We start from the raw sequence: 16946 nt of genomic DNA on the forward strand, positions 1-16946 counted from the left end.
GTCTCTTGTCCTGTGTCTCTTGTCCTGCGTCTTTCACCTTTAGCAGTTCGGAGCCGCGGCGGCTTTGGACGGCTGGCATGTCGCTGGCTGGGGGTAGGCTGGGATCACCCGGGATTCGCAGCGAATTTCGGGTTTTCGCGTTGCCTGCTTTTTACGTAACACCACAGGAGCTTCTGCCATGAGCCTTCCCGGCCCGTCCACCGCCGGCAAACCCAGCACGGGCACATCCAGCACCGGCAAATCCAGCACCGGCAAACCCAGCGTAGGCCCTTCGCTGGAGGGACTGCGCCGCGCCCTCGCCGCGGACCAGACTTTCGCCCGGGTCCGCGCCGAGGCTGCCCGGGGCTTCGCCGTCCGCGGCCAGGACTACCAGATCAGTGCGCCGGCCGGGCTGCGGCCGGTGCTGCTGGCCGAGATGGCCGACGGCATTGCCGCCGCCGGGGGAGGGAACGGCGCCGGGCCGGGCGTGGTACTGGCCGTCACCGCAACCGGGCGCGAAGCGGAGGATCTTACCGCGGCGCTGCGCGCCTACCTGCCTGCTGCTTCGGTAGCTGAATTCCCCAGCTGGGAAACACTCCCGCACGAGCGGCTCTCGCCGCGCTCGGACACGGTAGGGCGGCGACTGTCCGTCCTGCGCCGCCTGGCGCACCCGGAAAGTTCGACGGCGGGGCCCCTCCGGGTGGTGGTGGCGCCGGTCCGTGCCGTGGTCCAGCCCGTGGTGGCCGGCCTGGGTGAGCTGGTCCCCGTCACCCTGAGGGTGGGCCAGGAGAAGCCGTTCACCGAAGTGGTCCGCAGCCTGGCTGACGCCGCTTATGCCCGGGTGGACATGGTGACCCACCGCGGCGAGTTCGCCGTGCGCGGCGGGATCATCGATGTTTTCCCGCCCACCGAGGACCACCCCGTCCGGGTCGAATTTTTCGGTGACGAAGTGGACCAGATGCGCTGGTTCGCCGTCGCCGACCAGCGCTCGCTGTCCTCACCCGGGCTGCACCACCCCACCGAACTGCACGCACCGCCCTGCCGGGAAATCCTGATCACTCCGTCCGTGATGTCCCGGGCCGCAACCCTCAAGTCCCAGCTTCCGGCCGCGGCCGACATGCTCGAAAAGATTGCCGGCGGGATTGCCGTGGAGGGCATGGAATCCCTGGCCCCGGTGCTGGTGGACGCCATGGTCCCGTTTGTGGAGCAGCTGCCCGCCGGTTCCATCTCGGTGATCATTGAACCGGAAAAGGTCCGCACCCGCGCCCACGACCTCGCCGCCACGAACGAGGAATTCCTCGAAGCTGCCTGGTCCACGGCCTCCGACGGCGGGACCGCGCCGCTGGACCTCAGCTCGCAGGCAAGCGCCGCGCTCCATTCGGCCAGTTTCCGTTCATTGACCGAAACCAGGACCTCGTCCCTTGAACACGGCGTTTCGTGGTGGTCCATCACCTCGCTGGCCCAGGACGAGGAACTGCTGCCCGAGATCGACGTCCTGAACCTGCACGCCCGCGAACCGCGCGGCTACCAGGGCGACGTCGCGGAAATGATGGACTTTATCGGGTCGCACGTGCGGGACCAATGGCGGATCGTGGTGGCCACCGAGGGCCCCGGCCCCGCCCAGCGGCTGGCCGAACTGTTCCACGACGCGGACATCCCCTGCGCCCGGGTGGACAGCCTGGACCACGAACCCCAGGCGGGCATCATCGAGGTGACCACTGCCGCCGTCGGACGCGGTTTTGTCCTGGACGGGCTGAAGCTCGGCCTGCTCACCGAAGCAGACCTCCTGGGCCGGACCTCCGCGGGGTCCACCAAGGACATGCGGCGCATGCCCTCCAAGCGGCGCAATGCGGTAGACCCCCTGCAGCTTGTCGCAGGCGACCATGTGGTGCACGAACAGCACGGAATCGGCAAGTTCGTGGAGCTGATCCAGCGCAAGGTGGCTGGCGGCGGCGACGGCGTGCGCGAGTACCTCGTGCTGGAATACGCCCCATCCAAACGCGGCGCCCCGGGCGACCGGCTGTTTGTTCCCACGGACCAGCTGGACCAGGTGACGCGCTACGTCGGTGGCGACACCCCGGTGCTCAGCAAAATGGGCGGCGCGGACTGGGCCAGCACCAAGTCCAAGGCCCGGAAGGCCGTCAAGGAGATCGCGGGCGAGCTGATCCGGCTGTATTCGGCCAGAATGGCCTCCCGCGGGCACGCCTTTGCCCCGGACACCCCGTGGCAGCGCGAGCTCGAGGAAGCCTTCCCCTACGTTGAGACGCCGGACCAGCTGACCACTATCAACGAGGTCAAGGCGGACATGGAACGCGAGATCCCCATGGACCGGCTGGTTTCCGGCGACGTGGGTTACGGCAAGACGGAGATCGCTGTGCGTGCCGCGTTCAAGGCCGTCCAGGACAGCAAACAGGTGGCCGTGCTGGTGCCCACCACCCTGCTGGCCCAGCAGCACTACGAAACGTTCACCGAGCGGTTCTCCGGGTTCCCGCTGCGGGTCAAGGCCCTGTCCCGGTTCCAGGGGACCAAGGAAACCAAGGAAACGGTGGAGGGCGTCAAGAGCGGCACCGTGGACGTGGTGATCGGCACCCACCGGCTGCTGTCCAAGGACTTCGAGTTCAAGGACCTCGGCCTGGTGATCGTGGACGAGGAACAGCGCTTCGGGGTGGAGCACAAGGAAGCCCTGAAGAAGATGCGCACCAACGTGGACGTGCTGGCCATGAGCGCCACCCCCATTCCGCGTACCTTGGAGATGTCCCTGACCGGGATCCGGGAAACGTCCACCCTGGCCACCCCGCCGGAGGAACGGCACCCTGTCCTGACCTACGTGGGACCCTATACGGACAAGCAGACCTCCGCTGCCATCCGACGTGAGCTGATGCGCGAAGGGCAGGTGTTCCTGGTCCATAACCGGGTGTCCACCATTGAGCGGACCGCCGCCAAGATCCGCGAACTGGTCCCGGAGGCCCGGGTGGAGGTGGCCCACGGGCAGATGTCCGAGAGCCGCCTGGAGCAGATCATCGTGGATTTCTGGGAGAAGCGCTTCGACGTGCTGGTGTGCACCACCATCATTGAAACCGGCCTGGACATCTCCAACGCCAACACGCTGATCGTGGACGGGGCGGACAAGTACGGCCTGTCCCAGCTGCACCAGCTCCGCGGGCGCGTGGGCCGTGGCCGGGAGCGCGCCTACGCGTACTTCCTGTACCCCTCCGAGAAACCGCTGGGCGAAGTGGCGCTGGAGCGGCTGAAGGCCGTGGCAACCCACAACGAACTGGGCGCGGGCATGCAGCTGGCCATGAAGGACCTCGAAATCCGCGGTGCCGGCAACCTGCTGGGCGGCGAACAGTCCGGGCATATCCAGGGCGTGGGCTTCGACCTGTATATCCGTCTGGTGGGCGAGGCGGTGGCGGACTTCCGCGGCGAGGCCGAGGAGAAGGCCGCCGAGATGAAGATTGAATTGCCCGTCAACGCGCACCTCCCGCACGACTACGTGCCGGGGGAGAGGCTCCGCCTGGAGGCGTACCGCAAACTCGCAGCCGCCCTCACCAACGAGGCCATCGACGAAGTCCTCGCTGAGCTCGTGGACAGGTACGGCGAGCCGCCGCTCCCGGCGCAGAACCTGGTGGCCGTGGCCCGCTTCCGGGTGGGTGCCCGGGAAGCCGGCCTCTCCGACGTCGCGCTGCAGGGCAACTTCATCAAGTTCTCACCTGCCACCCTTCCGGAATCCAAAGTCATGCGCCTGAACCGGATGTACCCGGGATCCCAGTCCAAGCCGGCCCTGGACGCCGTGCTGATTCCCAAACCGAAAACGGCGAAGATCGGCGGCCGCGACCTGCAGGACGCCGAAATCCTGGAATGGGCCAACGGCGTCATCCGCAACATCTTCTCCGACCAGCCTCTCGCCGCTCCGGCAGTCAGCGGTTAGGACGTGATGGGAGGACATCACGCCGCATCGGGAGCCGCGGCGTGGGTAGCTATTGCTTCAACGGGGCCGTACACCCTGGGCTGGTATCCGCTGGACGCCACCGGCATCCTGATCGGCGGGATGGCGACGGCGGGCACCGCCCTGGTGTGCGACTGGGACCACCGGCACAGCACCGTGGCCAATTCCCTGCCGCCGCTGTCCAACGTCATTGCGGTGGGCATTGAAAATGCCAGCGGGGGGCACCGGCAGGGCACCCACTCCGTGCTCGGGGCTGCCTTCTTTGTGCTGCTGGCGACGTTGGCCGGCCAGGTCCAGCTCCAGACCGACTGGGGCCTGCTGTCCGTGGGGGCCGGGCTGCTGTGCATGTTCATGATCAACATCGCGGCGAAGGCGCTCAAGCTTTTCCCGAAGTCCGGGTTCCTCACCAACTGGATTTTCGGGCTGGTGATGGCCGGACTCGTCACCTGGTATGCCCCGGACCAGTGGACCTGGCTTCCGGTCTCGATGCTTACCGGTGTGGCCGTCCACATCATCGGTGACCTGGTGACTACCGGCGGGGTGCCCCTGCTCTGGCCGCTGGTGATCCGTCCGCCCAAGGTGCTGCGCCGGATGCCGCTGCTGCGCACGGTCTGGCGGCCCAACGGCGCCCTGTCGCTGCCGCTGCTGGGGCGTGCAGGGTCGAAGCGTGAATGGCTGCTGCTGATCCCCGTCAGTGCTTACGCCATGGTGGGGTTGTGTGTGGCGGGCTGGTCAATAGCCCACACTCACTGGACCAGGGTGGCGGCCGCGGCCGAAGCCTGGACCCGCATCTGGTTCTGAGCCTGGGGCGCCTGGTGCCAGGCCTGCGCAGGCACCAAACGCGAGAGACCCCCTGGACATCGTCCAGGGGGTCTCTTGTCTATGGGATCGGGAATCCCAACTGTGCAGCGCTTAGTGTCGTTCTGGAGTGTCAAAACGGCACTTGGTGCTACTTACGTGGGATTAGTGCTCGCCTGCGGAGTCGGAGCGTCCGAGGATGGTCTGCGGGATCCAGTACGCGAGGGCGAACAGCCCCAGGCAGGCGGCCATGGGCCAGGGGTTGCCGAGCGTGAGGAAGGACAGCGAGTAGATGGCGCCCAGGAACAGTGCCATGCAGACCACGAAGAGAAGGATGCTTGTGCCGAGCTTGTTCTCGTTCTGGGGGGTCCGGAGAGCCCCTTCGTGAGACGCCGGGCCCTGGCTGGAAGCCGTGATCTTGCTGGACATTCGTTCCTCCTTGGCCCCGCGGGCCTCGATCTGTGGCGGCTCCGGTTGCCGTCAGTAGGAGGACGAACCCTGTTCACCCTTGACGATGGCGATGCCGGAGCTGGCGCCAATACGTGTTGCACCTGCAGCAATCATAGCCTGCGCATCCTCGAGGGACCGCACGCCGCCGGAGGCCTTGACGCCAAGGCCGGGGCCCACCGTGCGGCGCATCAAGGCCACATCCTCCGCCGTGGCGCCGCCGCCGTTGAAGCCGGTTGAGGTCTTCACGAAGTCGGCGCCTGCCTCCAGGGCGGCTTCACAGGCCAGGACCTTCTGGCTGTCGTTGAGCAGCGCCGTTTCGATAATGACTTTAAGGACGGCGCCGCTGGCATGCACAGCCTCCGCCACTGAAGCAATGTCCTCAACCAGCGCGCCCTTGTCCCCCGCGCGGGCGGCCGCGATGTTGATGACCATGTCCACCTCGTCCGCGCCGTCCAGCACCGCGCCGCGGGCCTCGAACGTCTTGACGTCAGTGGGCGTGGCACCGAGCGGAAAGCCCACCACCGAGCAGGTCAGGACGCCGGAACCCCTGAGAGCCTTCTTTACGGTCTTGACCCAGAGGGGATTCACGCACACTGACTTGAAGTGGTATTCGGCCGCTTCCGCACAGACCTTCAGGACGTCAGCCTCACCGGCCTCGGGCTTCAGCAATGTGTGGTCGATGAAGGACGCTATGCTGCCCGGACCCGGGGCGCCGGCGGCGGCTGTTTGAACGGAAGGGGTGGCTTCGTTGCTCATGATGGTCCTCTCGGAGGGGCCGGTGGGCCGTGGCGTTGTAACGCCCGTGACTCGTTTCGGGAACCATCTTGCCACAGCGGTGTGCCCCAAGAATTCCGCAACGACCTGGGCACTATCGGAGCAACGCGGGGTCACCTCCGGCCCATCCTGGGCCCCGCATCGGGCGCGACGTGACCCCGCGTTGCTGCTCAGGCGGCGGCCGGCAGTGCGGGCGGAGCGGCCGGAGCGGATGCCGCGCCCAGGAGCTGGGTGGCGCAGGCGCCCGCCGCGGAAGCCGCGGCCACCAGCAGGCCCAGGCGGACGCCGTCGAATGCCGCCGCGTCACCGATCGCCCAAATGCCGGGGATGGACGTGCGGAAGTCCCTGCTGACGACGATCCCGCCGGTAGCCGCGGTCTGCAGGCCCGCGCTGGCGGCGAGGCCGTCCCGGGACACCCGTTCTTCGGCCAGGACCACCAGGTCTCCGTTCATGCTGCTGCCATCTTCAAAAACAACGCCGGAGGCCGTGAGGCCTGTGGCTGAGGTACCGGGAACGACGGCGGCCGGCCGGGCGGTGGTGCGGATGGGCCGGACGCCCCTGGCGCGGAGCACCGCTTCTGCCTGGCCCGCGGCAGCACCTGTGCCCACCAGGATCCCCAGCGGGCGCCTGCCCAGTTCCTTGGTGACTTCGCTGACGGCCTCGCCGATGCGGGCAGCGTCATCGATCGTGGAGTAGCTCAAGCAGCGGTTGGCACCCTCCACGGGGCTCGCCACCGGTGCTGATCCGGTGGCGATGACCAGCTGGTCGTAGCTGAATTCCATGCCGTCCGCCGTTGCGATGGTCTGGTTCTCGGGGTCGATGTGGCTGGCCGGCTGGCCGAACCGGACAGAGACCTGGGGGAGAAGCGCAAGTTCGAGGAGTTCCTCGGGGGTATCGTCCCGGTTGCTCAGCACGGTGATGGTGCCGGAGAACCTGGCACGGTGAAGCTGGCTGACGAGGGCCTGGGCAGCGGGGCCCGCCCCCGCGATGACGATGCGGGTGGCGGGGGCGGTGGAGGTGGAGGGTGCCGGAGCGGACATGTGCTGGCCCTTTCGCTGGCGGCCGGTGACCGGCCGGAAGTTCGTGATGCAACCCAGCGTAGGGCCCTGCTTTTTCCGTAGTGTTTCCCCGCAGTTGCCGTTTAACCAGGCCGTGTTCGCCAGTTTTTACCGGCCGGTAACAGAACCCGTGACGCAACTCTCATCCATTCGCCCACCGACACATTGCGGGCCCTGAAGGTTGAGCTAGACGCGGATGCGGTAGCCGCGCTTCACCACTGTCTCCACCAGGCGGCCGTCCGGCAGCGAGGAACGGAGCCGGCTCACGGTCATATCCAGCGCGTGGACGGAACCGCGCAGTTCCAGCAGGTCGGACAGCGATTCGCGGGACAGGACCGCGCCGCCCGCCCCCAGCAAGGCGCGGAGCAGCAACAGCGGGGCCGGTGCCAGTTCCACGGGCTGGCCGTTGATGCGAAGGCTGCGGCCGCGCAGCTCGATGTTGCCGGACCTGGTGTCCAGCCGCCGGACGTGGTTCAGGGCAAGGTGCTCGCACACCAGCCTGATAAGGGCACCCATCCGGAAGCGTTCCGGAATCAGGGGTGTTATGCCCGCGTCCAGCAGGGGCTGCGCGGTGACCGGACCCACCACAGCCGTGGTGACGTTCGTCTTCAGGCTCTCGATCAGCTGCTTGTAGACGCCCATTTCGTGGGCGGTGCTCCACAGGGCGTCGACGGCGGGTGCACTCGTGAAGGTGAGGACGTCCAGGTTTCCGCTGCACACCGCCTCTATGAGGCGGGGAAGCCTGTCCTCGCCGTCGGGCTTCACCCAGCGGTACGGGGTGACCGTCAGGACGGTGGCGCCGGACATGCGCAGGCGCTCCAGCTGCCGGACGTCCGTGTAGCCGTGCAGTTGCACGGCGACGGTTTTGCCCCGGACGCCCTCGGCGAGCAGCATGTCCACCAGTGTTGCCGTGGTTTCGTCGCTGCTGATTCCGACGTCGGCAAGGCCCGCCGCGCGCACGGCACCGCGGGCTTTGGGCCCACGTACGAACATCCGGCAGGCGCCGAGGGTTTCCAGCAGCTCGTCGCCGATCCCGAAGGAATCCGCCGCTTCACACCAGCGGCGCATGCCGTAGGCGGTGGTGGCGATGCAGAGGTCCGGCTTGGCAGCGATGATGGCCCGGGTGTCGTCGATGAGGCGCATGTCCTCCTGTACCGGGGCGATCTTCAGGGCGGGTGCGTGCAGCACTTCAGCGCCGCGGCGTTCGAGGGCCTCGATCAGGTCCTGGGACCGCCGGTCAGAGGTGACACCGATGCGGAAACCCTCCAGCGGCGCTTCTGCCGCGTCCGGCGTTTCTTCGACCTGCGGTGATTCGGCCGGTGCAAGTGCATTCATGGAGGTCAATCCTTTCACGAGCCCAGCAGCGAGGCCGCCAGCCTGTCCAGGTCGGCGGCGGCCTCAGCATGCCCGCGGTTGGCTTCCGCCACCCGGACCACCTCACCAATGACCAGCACAGCCGGGTTGCTGCAGCCTGCGGCTGCAGTGGTGATGGTGCCCAGGTCCGCGATGGTGGTGCGCTGCCCGGGCCGGTAGCCGCGTTCAACAACGGCCATCGGCATGTCGGCGCGCATTCCTGCCCGGCGAAGGCCAGCGGCGAGCTGGTGGAGGGTACCGATGCCCATCAGCACAACGATGGTTCCGCCCAGGCCGGCCAGGTGCTGGTGCTCCTTTTCGGTCAGCGGGGCGTGCCCGGAGACCACGGTGAACATGTGGCTCACTTCACGGTGCGTAACCGGGATCCCGGCGGCTGCGGGGACGGAGATGGCGCTCGTGACGCCGGAGATGACGCGGACCGGGACGCCTGCCGCCACGCAGGAGGCAACTTCTTCCCCGCCGCGGCCAAAGACGTAGGGATCGCCGCCTTTGAGCCGGACCACGTTGTTGCCGGCGAGGGCGCTTTCCACCATCAGCTTTTCGATGTCGCCCTGGCTGACCTTGTGGTGCCCGGGCTTCTTGCCCACATCCACGAGTTCGGCGGAGGTCAGGGACGGCAGGTCCTGGCAGGGGGCCAGGCGGTCATAAAAGACGACGTCGGCATCGCGCAGCGCCTTGACGGCGCCGACGGTGAGCAGTTCGGTGGTTCCGGGGCCGCCGCCTACCAGCGTGACGTGGCCGACGGGCCCGGCGGCCGGTTCCGCGGCCACGGGGATGCCCGCTGCGCGGCACCGGTCCAGAAGCGCCTCCCAGCCGGCCTGGCCGTCGTCCACCGCGGCGACCAGGAAGGGGCGCTCGGGGAGGGGGCCGTCGTGGCCAGCACCCTGGGGGGTGCTGAGGCGGTAGACGACGGCGCCGGCGGCCTCGTAGCGGCGTACTGCCTGCCGGGCTGCGTGGTCCGAACCGGCGACCAGGACGTCGCGGCCGGTGAGGTCGATGGTGAGCTGCATGCTTATGCCTCGTTCCTGATGGGTTCCGACGTGCCGGGCCGGACCGGGATGGAAGCCCCGATCAGGACCTTCCCCTTCTCTTCCGGGGTGGCCGGGCGCATCTGGCCGCGCTCGTCCGGGACGAAGGTGATGGAGTCGTCCTTCTGGTCCGGGGCGTTCACGAAGGAGCGGAACCGGCGCAGGCGCTCGGGGTCCTTGAGGGTGTCTGCCCATTCGTCGATGTAGGTGTCAACGTGCTTGGCCATCGCGGCTTCGAGGTCCTCGGCAATGCCCAGGGTGTCCTTGACCACCACGTCCTCAACGTGCTTGATGCCGCCGTCGAGCTCTTCCTGCCAGCGTGCGGTGCGCTGGAGGCGGTCGGCGGTGCGGATGTAGTACATGAAGTAGCGGTCGATGTACTTGATCAGCGTTTCGTCGTCGAGGTCCTTGGCCAGCAGCTGGGCGTGGGCCGGGGTGGCGCCGCCGTTGCCGCCGACGTACAGGTTCCAGCCGTCGGCGGTGGCGATAACGCCCACGTCCTTGCCGCGGGCTTCGGCGCATTCACGGGCACAACCGGAAACGCCCATCTTGAGCTTGTGCGGGCTGCGCAGGCCGCGGTACCGCAGTTCCAGCTGGATGGCCATGGCCACCGAATCCTGGACGCCGAACCGGCACCAGGTGGAACCGACGCAGGACTTCACCGTGCGCAGGCTCTTGCCGTAGGCCTGGCCGGACTCGAAGCCGGCGTCCACCAGTTCCTTCCAGATCTCCGGGAGCTGTTCCAGGCGGGCGCCGAACATGTCGATCCGCTGGCCGCCGGTGATCTTCGTGTACAGGTTGTACTTTTCGGCCACGGCCGCGATGACGCCGAGCTTCTTCGGGGTGATCTCGCCGCCGGCGATGCGGGGGACCACGGAGTAGGTGCCGTCCTTCTGCATGTTGGCCAGGGCGCGGTCGTTGGTGTCCTGCAGGGTGCCGCGGCCGGCGTCCAGGACGTAGGCGCTGTTCTGGCTGGCCAGGATGTTGGCGATGGTGGGCTTGCAGATGTCGCAGCCGGCGCCGGTGCCGTACTTGGCCATGATCTCTTCGAAGGAGGAGAGCTCCAGGACCCGGATGGCGTCGAACAGTTCCTGGCGGGACAGTTCGATGTGCTCGCAGAGGGCCTTGGAAACCTCGACGCCGGACTTGGTCAGTTCGGTTTCCAGCAGTTTCTTCAGCATCGGCACGCAGGAACCGCACTGGGTGCCGGCGCGGGTGCAGCCCTTCAGCTCACCCAGTTCCTGGACGGGGGCATTGCCTTCGCAGGCGCCGCAGCCGTTGATGGCATCGCGGATGCTTCCGGCGGTGACGTTGTTGCAGGAGCACAGCGTGGCGTCGTCCGGCAGTTCGGTTTCAGGGGCGTCGCCGCCGCCTGCCGCGCTGAGGAAGGCGCCGGGCTCTGCGGGAAGTTCCCGGCCCAGGAGCGGACGCAGGCTCATGTACGGTGAGGCGTCGCCCACGAAGATGCCGCCCAGCAGGGTCTTGGCATCGTCGGTGGTAACGATCTTCTGGTAGACGCCGCGGGCGGGGTCGGCGTAGACGATCTCGAGGGCGTGCTCGGTCTTGGCGAAGGCGTCGCCGAAGCTGGCGACGTCGACGCCGGAAAGCTTCAGTTTGGTGGCGGTGTCGAAGCCGGGGAAGGTGGCATCCCCGCCGTGGAGGCGGTCGGCCACGATTTCAGCCATGGTGTTTGCGGGGGCTACCAGGCCCAGGCACATGCCGCCATAGTTGGCCACTTCACCGATGGCCCAGATTCCGGCTACCTCCGTGGCGCAGTAGTCGTTGATGACCACACCGCCGCGCTGGCCCAGGCTGAACACCTGCTCCTCGCCTTCGGCAGCACGGAAGAGCTCATCGCGCGGCCGGACGCCAATGGCGACAATCACGATGTCGGCGTCGATGACCCGGCCGTCGGCCATGAGGACGCCGGTGACCTGGCCGTCGTCGTCGGACAATACTTCCGACGGGAAGACGCCGCCGTGGACCTGGAAGCCCTTGGACTTGATAAGCCTGCCCATTGCCTGGCCTGCGCCCTCGTCGAGCTGCGTGGCCATCAGCCACTGCGAACCGTCAATAACAATCGGGTTGGCGCCCAGCTGCTCGGTGCCGGCGGCCGATTCGAGCCCGAGAAGGCCACCACCGATGGTGACGGCGTTAACCTTGCGGCCCAGCTTCTCAGTCAGGCCCGTGATGGCCTCATTGATGGCCCACACGTCTTCGAGCGTGCGGTAGACATGGGTGTGCTCGGCGCCGGGGATGGGCAGGCGGGCCGCGTTCGAGCCGGTGGCCACCACCAGTTCGTCGTATTCGAAGACGTTGCCGGCAGCGGTTTCCACCGTCTTGGCTTCGGCATTGATCCTGGCAACCCGCTCACCGGTCTTCAGCTCCAGGGAAGGGTGGTCCCACATCGAAGCGGTCCCCAAGGTGAGGTCCACGTCTTTCTCGGTGAGGGCCTTGGACAGCGCGACGCGGTCGTAAGGGAGGTGGGCTTCCTCGGTGAGGACCGTGACATGCCAGCCATCGAGGCCGCGGGCATGCATCGCGTCCGCAAAACGGTGGGCCGCCGGGCCGCCGCCGGCGACGACGATGCGGCGCGGAGTCTCTGTGCTTGAAGTCTGTTCGGTCACTGATGGGCCTTTCGCATGGGCCGCAGGCAGTTTTCCCGCAGCCTTCTCTGACGAGCTGTCCATCCAGACTAGGGAGACGCAGTTTCGCTTCAGTTTCCCAATTGTTTCGTCAACTTAACTTCTGCATCACGGGCACGTTTCCGGCGGCGTGAGGTGTCTTTTACGCACTGGACACATTCACTGCACCCCTCTGAAACACCCGCGGCCTAGCGTGGAACACGGCCGCAGAGGCAGCCGAAGGCAAAAGAAAACACGCACAGGATGAGGAGCCAACATGACGGCAACACTGGAACTTGGGGCACTCGCAGCAGCCACCGACGAGGCCGCACCGGGCATCACCACCGGTTGGCACCGCGTCTGCCTGGTGGACGACCTGGAACCCGCCTGGGGCGAAGCGGCCCTCGTGGCAGGACGCCAGATTGCCCTCTTCCGCACCGGCCCCGCTGAGGTTTTCGCGGTGGCCCACGAGGACCCGGCGACCGGAGCGCACGTTATGGCCCGGGGAATCCTGGGATCACGCGGGACGCGTCCCACCGTTGCCTCGCCGCTGCACAAAGAGGTCTACGACCTCGAAACCGGCGAATGCTTCAGCACCCCGGGCCTGAGCATCGCAGCGTTTAACACCCGCGTGGTGGACGGCTTCGTCGAAATCGAGCTGTAGGAACGCGCAGCCAAAACCCAGGAAAAAAGGGTGCCCGAACGGGCGCCCTTTTCTGGTTTTGGAAACCCCGCTAAAGCCCCAGCGCCTCTCTGACGTCCCGCAGTACTTCGTCCAGCGCGGCCCGCACGGCCTGCCTGGCTTCCGGCAGTTCGGCCGCGGACCCCACGTGGTGGATCACCTCGAGGTAGCACTTGAGCTTGGGCTCTGTGCCGCTGGGCCGAATGATCACCCGGGTGAGGTCGCGGGTAATGTACAGGAGCCCGTCCGTCGGCGGAAGCTGCGCAGTCCCCTCTGCCAGGTCCGTGAAAACCTCCACTGCCGATGACCCGAAGGATTCCGGCGGGCTGACGCGGAGCCGGTTCATCATCGCGTCCAGCAGTCCCAGGTCCGCGACCCTGATGCTGAGCTGGTCGCTGGCGTGCAGGCCATGCTGCAGGTAAAGGTCGTCCAGGGTGTCAAAGACGGTCTTCCCGTCAGCCTTCGCGGCGGCAGCGAGTTCCGCGATCAGCAGCGCCGCCGAGATGCCGTCCTTGTCCTTTACCAGTTCCGGCGCGACGCAGTAGCCCAGCGCCTCCTCGTAGCCGTACAGCAGCCCGGGCACGCGGGAAATCCACTTAAACCCGGTCAGCGTTTCCTCATGCGCATAGCCTGCAGAGGCCGCGATCCGCGCCAGCAGCCGCGAGGACACGATCGAGTTCGCGAACACGCCTTGCCTGCCTCCGCCGCCTGTGCTTCCGCCGCCTGTGCTTCCACCGGCCGCGGACAGCCGCGCCGCTATGTGGGCGCCCAGCAGGGCGCCCACTTCATCCCCCCGGAGCATGCGCCAAGCACCCGTATCCGGGTCCTTCGCCGCAACTGCCGCCCGGTCGGCGTCGGGATCATTGGCAATAACGATGTCGGCATCCAGCCGCTCAGCCGTTTCCAGGGCCAGGTCCAGTGCCCCGGGTTCCTCGGGATTCGGGAAACTGACGGTGGGGAAGTCCGGGTCCGGCTTGGCCTGTTCCGCCACCAGGGTGACGTCGGTGAAACCGGCCGCATCCAGCACGGCCAGCGCGGTTTCACCGCCGACGCCGTGCATCGGGGTGAGGACGATGCGCAAATTCCGGGCAGGAAAGTATTCGGGGAGGGCGAGCGCAGCAGTTGCCTGTTGGTATGCGGAGGCCACGGACCCGTCGAGCACGGTCCAGCCGCCGGGGGCAAGGGCAATGGATTCGAGCGGGCCTACGGCGTTGATCCTCGCCGCGATCCCGGCGTCATAGGGTGCCACGATCTGGGCGCCGTTGCCGCTGTCCGTCACGGCATGGCGGCCCAGATAGACCTTGTAGCCGTTGTCCTGCGGGGGGTTGTGGCTGGCTGTGACCATCACGCCGCCGTCGCATTCCAAAGCCCGCACGGCGTACGCCAGCAGGGGAGTGGGCAGCGCCGACGGCATCAGGAAAGTCTCGATGCCCGCCGCCGTGAAGATCGCCGCGGTTTCCGCCGCGAAGATGTCCGAGTTATACCGCGCATCATAGCCGACGACGGCGCGTGCCCGCGTTCCCGGTGACGCCTCGCCCACCGCGCGGAGCAGAAAGTCCGCCAGCCCGGCAGCGGCGCGCCTCACCACCACACGGTTCATCCGGTTCGGCCCGGGCCCCAATGCCGCGCGGAGTCCTGCGGTACCGAACTGCAGCGGTCCGCGGAAGCTGTCTTCGAGTTCCTGGCGGGCTGCCGGTGAGCCGTCTTCCACCAGCCGGACCAGCTCAAGGAGGGATGCCGATGTTTCGGGATCCGGGTCTTGGGCAGCCCATGCACGGGCTTCATTGAGCAGGCGGAAATCGGCATCGGAGGACGTCATGGGCACAACGCTATCGTCATTGGCCCTCGAACTCCCGCCGTCTACTGCGTGTGCCTTAGAGCCGGGCGATGATTTCGGCGAGCAGCTTGGAGATCCGCGGGCCCGCCGCCTGCCCTGACTCGAGGACTTCCTGGTGGCTGAGCGGCTGCGGGCTGATGCCTGCGGCGAGGTTGGTGACCAGCGAGATGCCGAACACTTCCATGCCTGCGTGCCGTCCCGCGATGGCCTCCAGGGCAGTGGACATTCCCACCAGGTCGGCGCCAATGCGCCTGGCGTACTGCACCTCTGCGGGGGTCTCGTAGTGCGGGCCGGGGAACTGCACGTAGATGCCTTCGTCCAGCGTTGCATCCACTTCGCGGGCGATTCCGCGGATCCGGGCAGAGTACAGATCTGTCAGGTCAACGAACGTGGCGCCCTCCAGCGGTGAGGCCGCGGTGAGGTTTATGTGATCACTGATCAGCACCGGAGTGCCCGGCGCCCAGTTTTCATTCAGCCCGCCGCAGCCATTGGTGAGGACCAGGGTGCTGCAGCCTGCCGCCGCCGCCGTCCTGATGCCGTGGACTACGGCGCGCACGCCCTTGCCTTCGTAGTAGTGGGTCCGGGCGCCCAGGACCAGCGCCCGCTTGCCCTCGTTGGTCAGAACGGAGCGGATGGTGCCCACATGCCCTGGCACTGCCGGGGCGTGGAAACCCGGGACTTCCTCGGCAGACAAGGTAGCGGTGGTTTCACCGATGAGGTCGGCGGCTTCTGCCCAGCCGGAGCCGAGCACCAGGGCAACATCGTGGCTGTCAACGCCGGTTTCCTCGGCAATGTAGTCGGCGGCGGCACGCGCGGCAGCGAAGGGATCCGTGTTCAGGAAGTCTGTTGTACTCACTGGTACAAGGTATCCCGCCGCTCCTGTCGGGCCCACCCTTTCGCGGGTTTGGCCCCAGAGAACGCTTTCTTTGGTGGTCCGGGGAGGATGCAGGAGAATGGGTTTTTGTGACTACGCATCCAGATTTCAGTTCACCCCGGATCGCAATCCTGGGAGGTGGTCCGGGCGGATATGAGGCCGCCATGGTGGCCGCCTCGCTCGGAGCGCAGGTCACCATCATCGAGCGGGCCGGGCTCGGCGGATCCGCCGTGCTGACCGACGTCGTCCCGTCCAAGACCCTGATCGCCACCGCGGACCTGATGACCCGCGTTGCTGAGGCGGGCGAGCTGGGAGTTAAGTTCGACGTCGACGGCGGCGACTTTGTGCCGGTGATGCGCGCGGACCTCAAGCACATCAACGACCGCCTCCTGAACCTGGCCCGCAGCCAGTCAAAGGACATCCACGACGGCCTGGCCGCCCAGGGCGTGCGGATCCTGACCGGTTCGGGCCGGCTAACGGATAACCACACCATCGAGGTGCTGACGGCGGAGGGCACCGAGACCGTGGAAGCGGACACGATTTTGCTGGCCGTGGGCGCCCACCCGCGTGAGCTGGCCACCGCCCGTCCTGACGGCGAGCGGATCCTGAACTGGACCCAGATCTACAACCTGGACGAACTTCCCGAGGACCTGATCGTGGTGGGCTCCGGTGTGACCGGAGCCGAATTCGCCTCCGCCTACAACGGCCTTGGCTCCAAGGTGACCCTGATTTCCAGCCGTGACCGGGTGCTTCCGGGCTCTGATGTGGACGCCGCTGTGGTGCTGGAGGAAGTGTTCGAGCGCCGCGGTGTCCGCGTCCTGTCCCGTTCACGCGCCGAGGCGGTGGAGCGGACGGACGACGGCGTGGTGGTCACCCTCAGCGACGGGTCCAAGGTCACCGGAAGCCACTGCCTGCTCTGCCTGGGCTCCATCCCCAACACTGCGGGCATTGGGCTTGAAGAAGCGGGTGTGGCGGTCAGCGAGAGCGGACACGTTAAGGTCGACGGCGTCTCCCGCACCACCGCCCCCAACATCTACGCCGCCGGCGACTGCACGGGGGTGCTGCCGCTGGCTTCCGTCGCGGCCATGCAGGGCCGCATCGCCGTTGCCCACTTCATGGGCGACGTGGTCACCCCGCTCAAGCTGCACCAAGTCGCCTCCAACATCTTCACCTCACCGGAGATCGCCAACGTGGGGGTTTCCGAGGCGGAGATCGATTCCGGCAAATACCAGGGCGACGTGGTGAAGCTTTCACTGCGCAGCAACGCCCGCGCCAAGATGCGGAACGCCAAGGACGGGTTCGTGAAGATCTTTGCGCGGAAGGGCTCCGGAACGGTGATCGGCGGGGTGGTAGTGGGTCCCAACGCGTCCGAACTGATTTTCCCCATCTCCATCGCCGTGAAGCAGAAACTGCACGTGGACGACGTCGCCAGCACCTTCACGGTGTACCCGTCGCTGACCGGATCCATTTCGGAGGCCGCACGGCGCCTGCACGTTCACCTTTAGGCGCGGTGCGGAAGGTC

General features: G+C 67.1%; 12 protein-coding genes. 4 read left to right on the plus strand and 8 right to left on the minus strand.

The annotated features are described in order from the left end of the window. Positions 1-178: 178 nt before the first annotated feature. Positions 179-3907 (plus strand): transcription-repair coupling factor, encoded by a 3729-nt coding sequence (mfd, locus tag FBY31_RS20255; protein WP_235013147.1) that lies wholly within the window; start codon positions 179-181, stop codon positions 3905-3907. Between the two features lie 6 nt (positions 3908-3913). Beyond that, positions 3914-4726, plus strand: coding sequence for a metal-dependent hydrolase (locus tag FBY31_RS20260; RefSeq protein WP_142044569.1), 813 nt, complete (start codon positions 3914-3916; stop codon positions 4724-4726). Between the two features lie 162 nt (positions 4727-4888). On the opposite strand, the gene FBY31_RS20265 is transcribed toward FBY31_RS20260, so the two are convergent. The 6 genes from FBY31_RS20265 to nirB all read right to left on the minus strand — a co-directional run bounded on the left by FBY31_RS20265 (position 4889) and on the right by nirB (position 12034). After that, entirely contained in the window at positions 4889-5152 is a 264-nt protein-coding gene (locus tag FBY31_RS20265) for a hypothetical protein (protein WP_142044571.1), read from the minus strand. Positions 5153-5203: 51 nt separating this feature from the next. Continuing rightward, a complete protein-coding gene (deoC, locus tag FBY31_RS20270) occupies positions 5204-5929 on the minus strand; it encodes a deoxyribose-phosphate aldolase (protein WP_142044573.1) in 726 nt (241 codons plus the stop codon). A 188-nt stretch (positions 5930-6117) separates the two neighbouring features. Beyond that, entirely contained in the window at positions 6118-6987 is an 870-nt protein-coding gene (locus tag FBY31_RS20275; protein ID WP_142044575.1) for an FAD-dependent oxidoreductase, read from the minus strand. 204 nt (positions 6988-7191) lie between these two features. Continuing rightward, entirely contained in the window at positions 7192-8340 is a 1149-nt protein-coding gene (locus FBY31_RS20280; RefSeq protein ID WP_142044577.1) for a uroporphyrinogen-III synthase, read from the minus strand. A 14-nt stretch (positions 8341-8354) separates the two neighbouring features. Next, entirely contained in the window at positions 8355-9389 is a 1035-nt protein-coding gene (gene cobA, locus FBY31_RS20285; protein WP_142044579.1) for a uroporphyrinogen-III C-methyltransferase, read from the minus strand. Positions 9390-9391: 2 nt separating this feature from the next. After that, entirely contained in the window at positions 9392-12034 is a 2643-nt protein-coding gene (nirB, locus tag FBY31_RS20290) for a nitrite reductase large subunit NirB (RefSeq protein ID WP_142044581.1), read from the minus strand. A 274-nt stretch (positions 12035-12308) separates the two neighbouring features. On the opposite strand from nirB, the gene nirD reads away from it, so the two are divergent. Then, complete coding sequence (gene nirD / locus FBY31_RS20295) at positions 12309-12695, plus strand: nitrite reductase small subunit NirD (protein ID WP_142044583.1); 387 nt, start codon at positions 12309-12311, stop codon at positions 12693-12695. Between the two features lie 70 nt (positions 12696-12765). On the opposite strand, the gene FBY31_RS20300 is transcribed toward nirD, so the two are convergent. Together FBY31_RS20300 and FBY31_RS20305 are read right to left on the minus strand one after the other, a co-directional pair. Continuing rightward, a complete protein-coding gene (locus FBY31_RS20300) occupies positions 12766-14532 on the minus strand; it encodes a phospho-sugar mutase (protein WP_200833418.1) in 1767 nt (588 codons plus the stop codon). Between the two features lie 55 nt (positions 14533-14587). Further along, positions 14588-15406, minus strand: a complete 819-nt coding sequence (locus FBY31_RS20305) for a purine-nucleoside phosphorylase (protein ID WP_142044587.1) — start codon at positions 15404-15406, stop codon at positions 14588-14590. A 107-nt stretch (positions 15407-15513) separates the two neighbouring features. On the opposite strand from FBY31_RS20305, the gene FBY31_RS20310 reads away from it, so the two are divergent. Next, complete coding sequence (locus FBY31_RS20310) at positions 15514-16929, plus strand: NAD(P)H-quinone dehydrogenase (RefSeq protein ID WP_142044589.1); 1416 nt, start codon at positions 15514-15516, stop codon at positions 16927-16929. Positions 16930-16946 lie beyond the last annotated feature (17 nt).

Source organism: Arthrobacter sp. SLBN-100 (assembly GCF_006715305.1).
In the GTDB taxonomy this organism is placed as follows: domain Bacteria; phylum Actinomycetota; class Actinomycetes; order Actinomycetales; family Micrococcaceae; genus Arthrobacter.

Excerpts from the sequence above, each read along its gene's own strand:
- mfd (WP_235013147.1), top strand. The coding sequence starts at position 179 with ATGAGCCTTCCCGGCCCGTCCACCGCCGGCAAACCCAGCACGGGCACA.
- FBY31_RS20260 (WP_142044569.1), top strand. The coding sequence starts at position 3,914 with ATGGGAGGACATCACGCCGCATCGGGAGCCGCGGCGTGGGTAGCTATT.
- FBY31_RS20265 (WP_142044571.1), bottom strand. The coding sequence starts at position 5,152 with ATGTCCAGCAAGATCACGGCTTCCAGCCAGGGCCCGGCGTCTCACGAA.
- deoC (WP_142044573.1), bottom strand. The coding sequence starts at position 5,929 with ATGAGCAACGAAGCCACCCCTTCCGTTCAAACAGCCGCCGCCGGCGCC.
- FBY31_RS20275 (WP_142044575.1), bottom strand. The coding sequence starts at position 6,987 with ATGTCCGCTCCGGCACCCTCCACCTCCACCGCCCCCGCCACCCGCATC.
- FBY31_RS20280 (WP_142044577.1), bottom strand. The coding sequence starts at position 8,340 with ATGAATGCACTTGCACCGGCCGAATCACCGCAGGTCGAAGAAACGCCG.
- cobA (WP_142044579.1), bottom strand. The coding sequence starts at position 9,389 with ATGCAGCTCACCATCGACCTCACCGGCCGCGACGTCCTGGTCGCCGGT.
- nirD (WP_142044583.1), top strand. The coding sequence starts at position 12,309 with ATGACGGCAACACTGGAACTTGGGGCACTCGCAGCAGCCACCGACGAG.
- FBY31_RS20300 (WP_200833418.1), bottom strand. The coding sequence starts at position 14,532 with ATGACGTCCTCCGATGCCGATTTCCGCCTGCTCAATGAAGCCCGTGCA.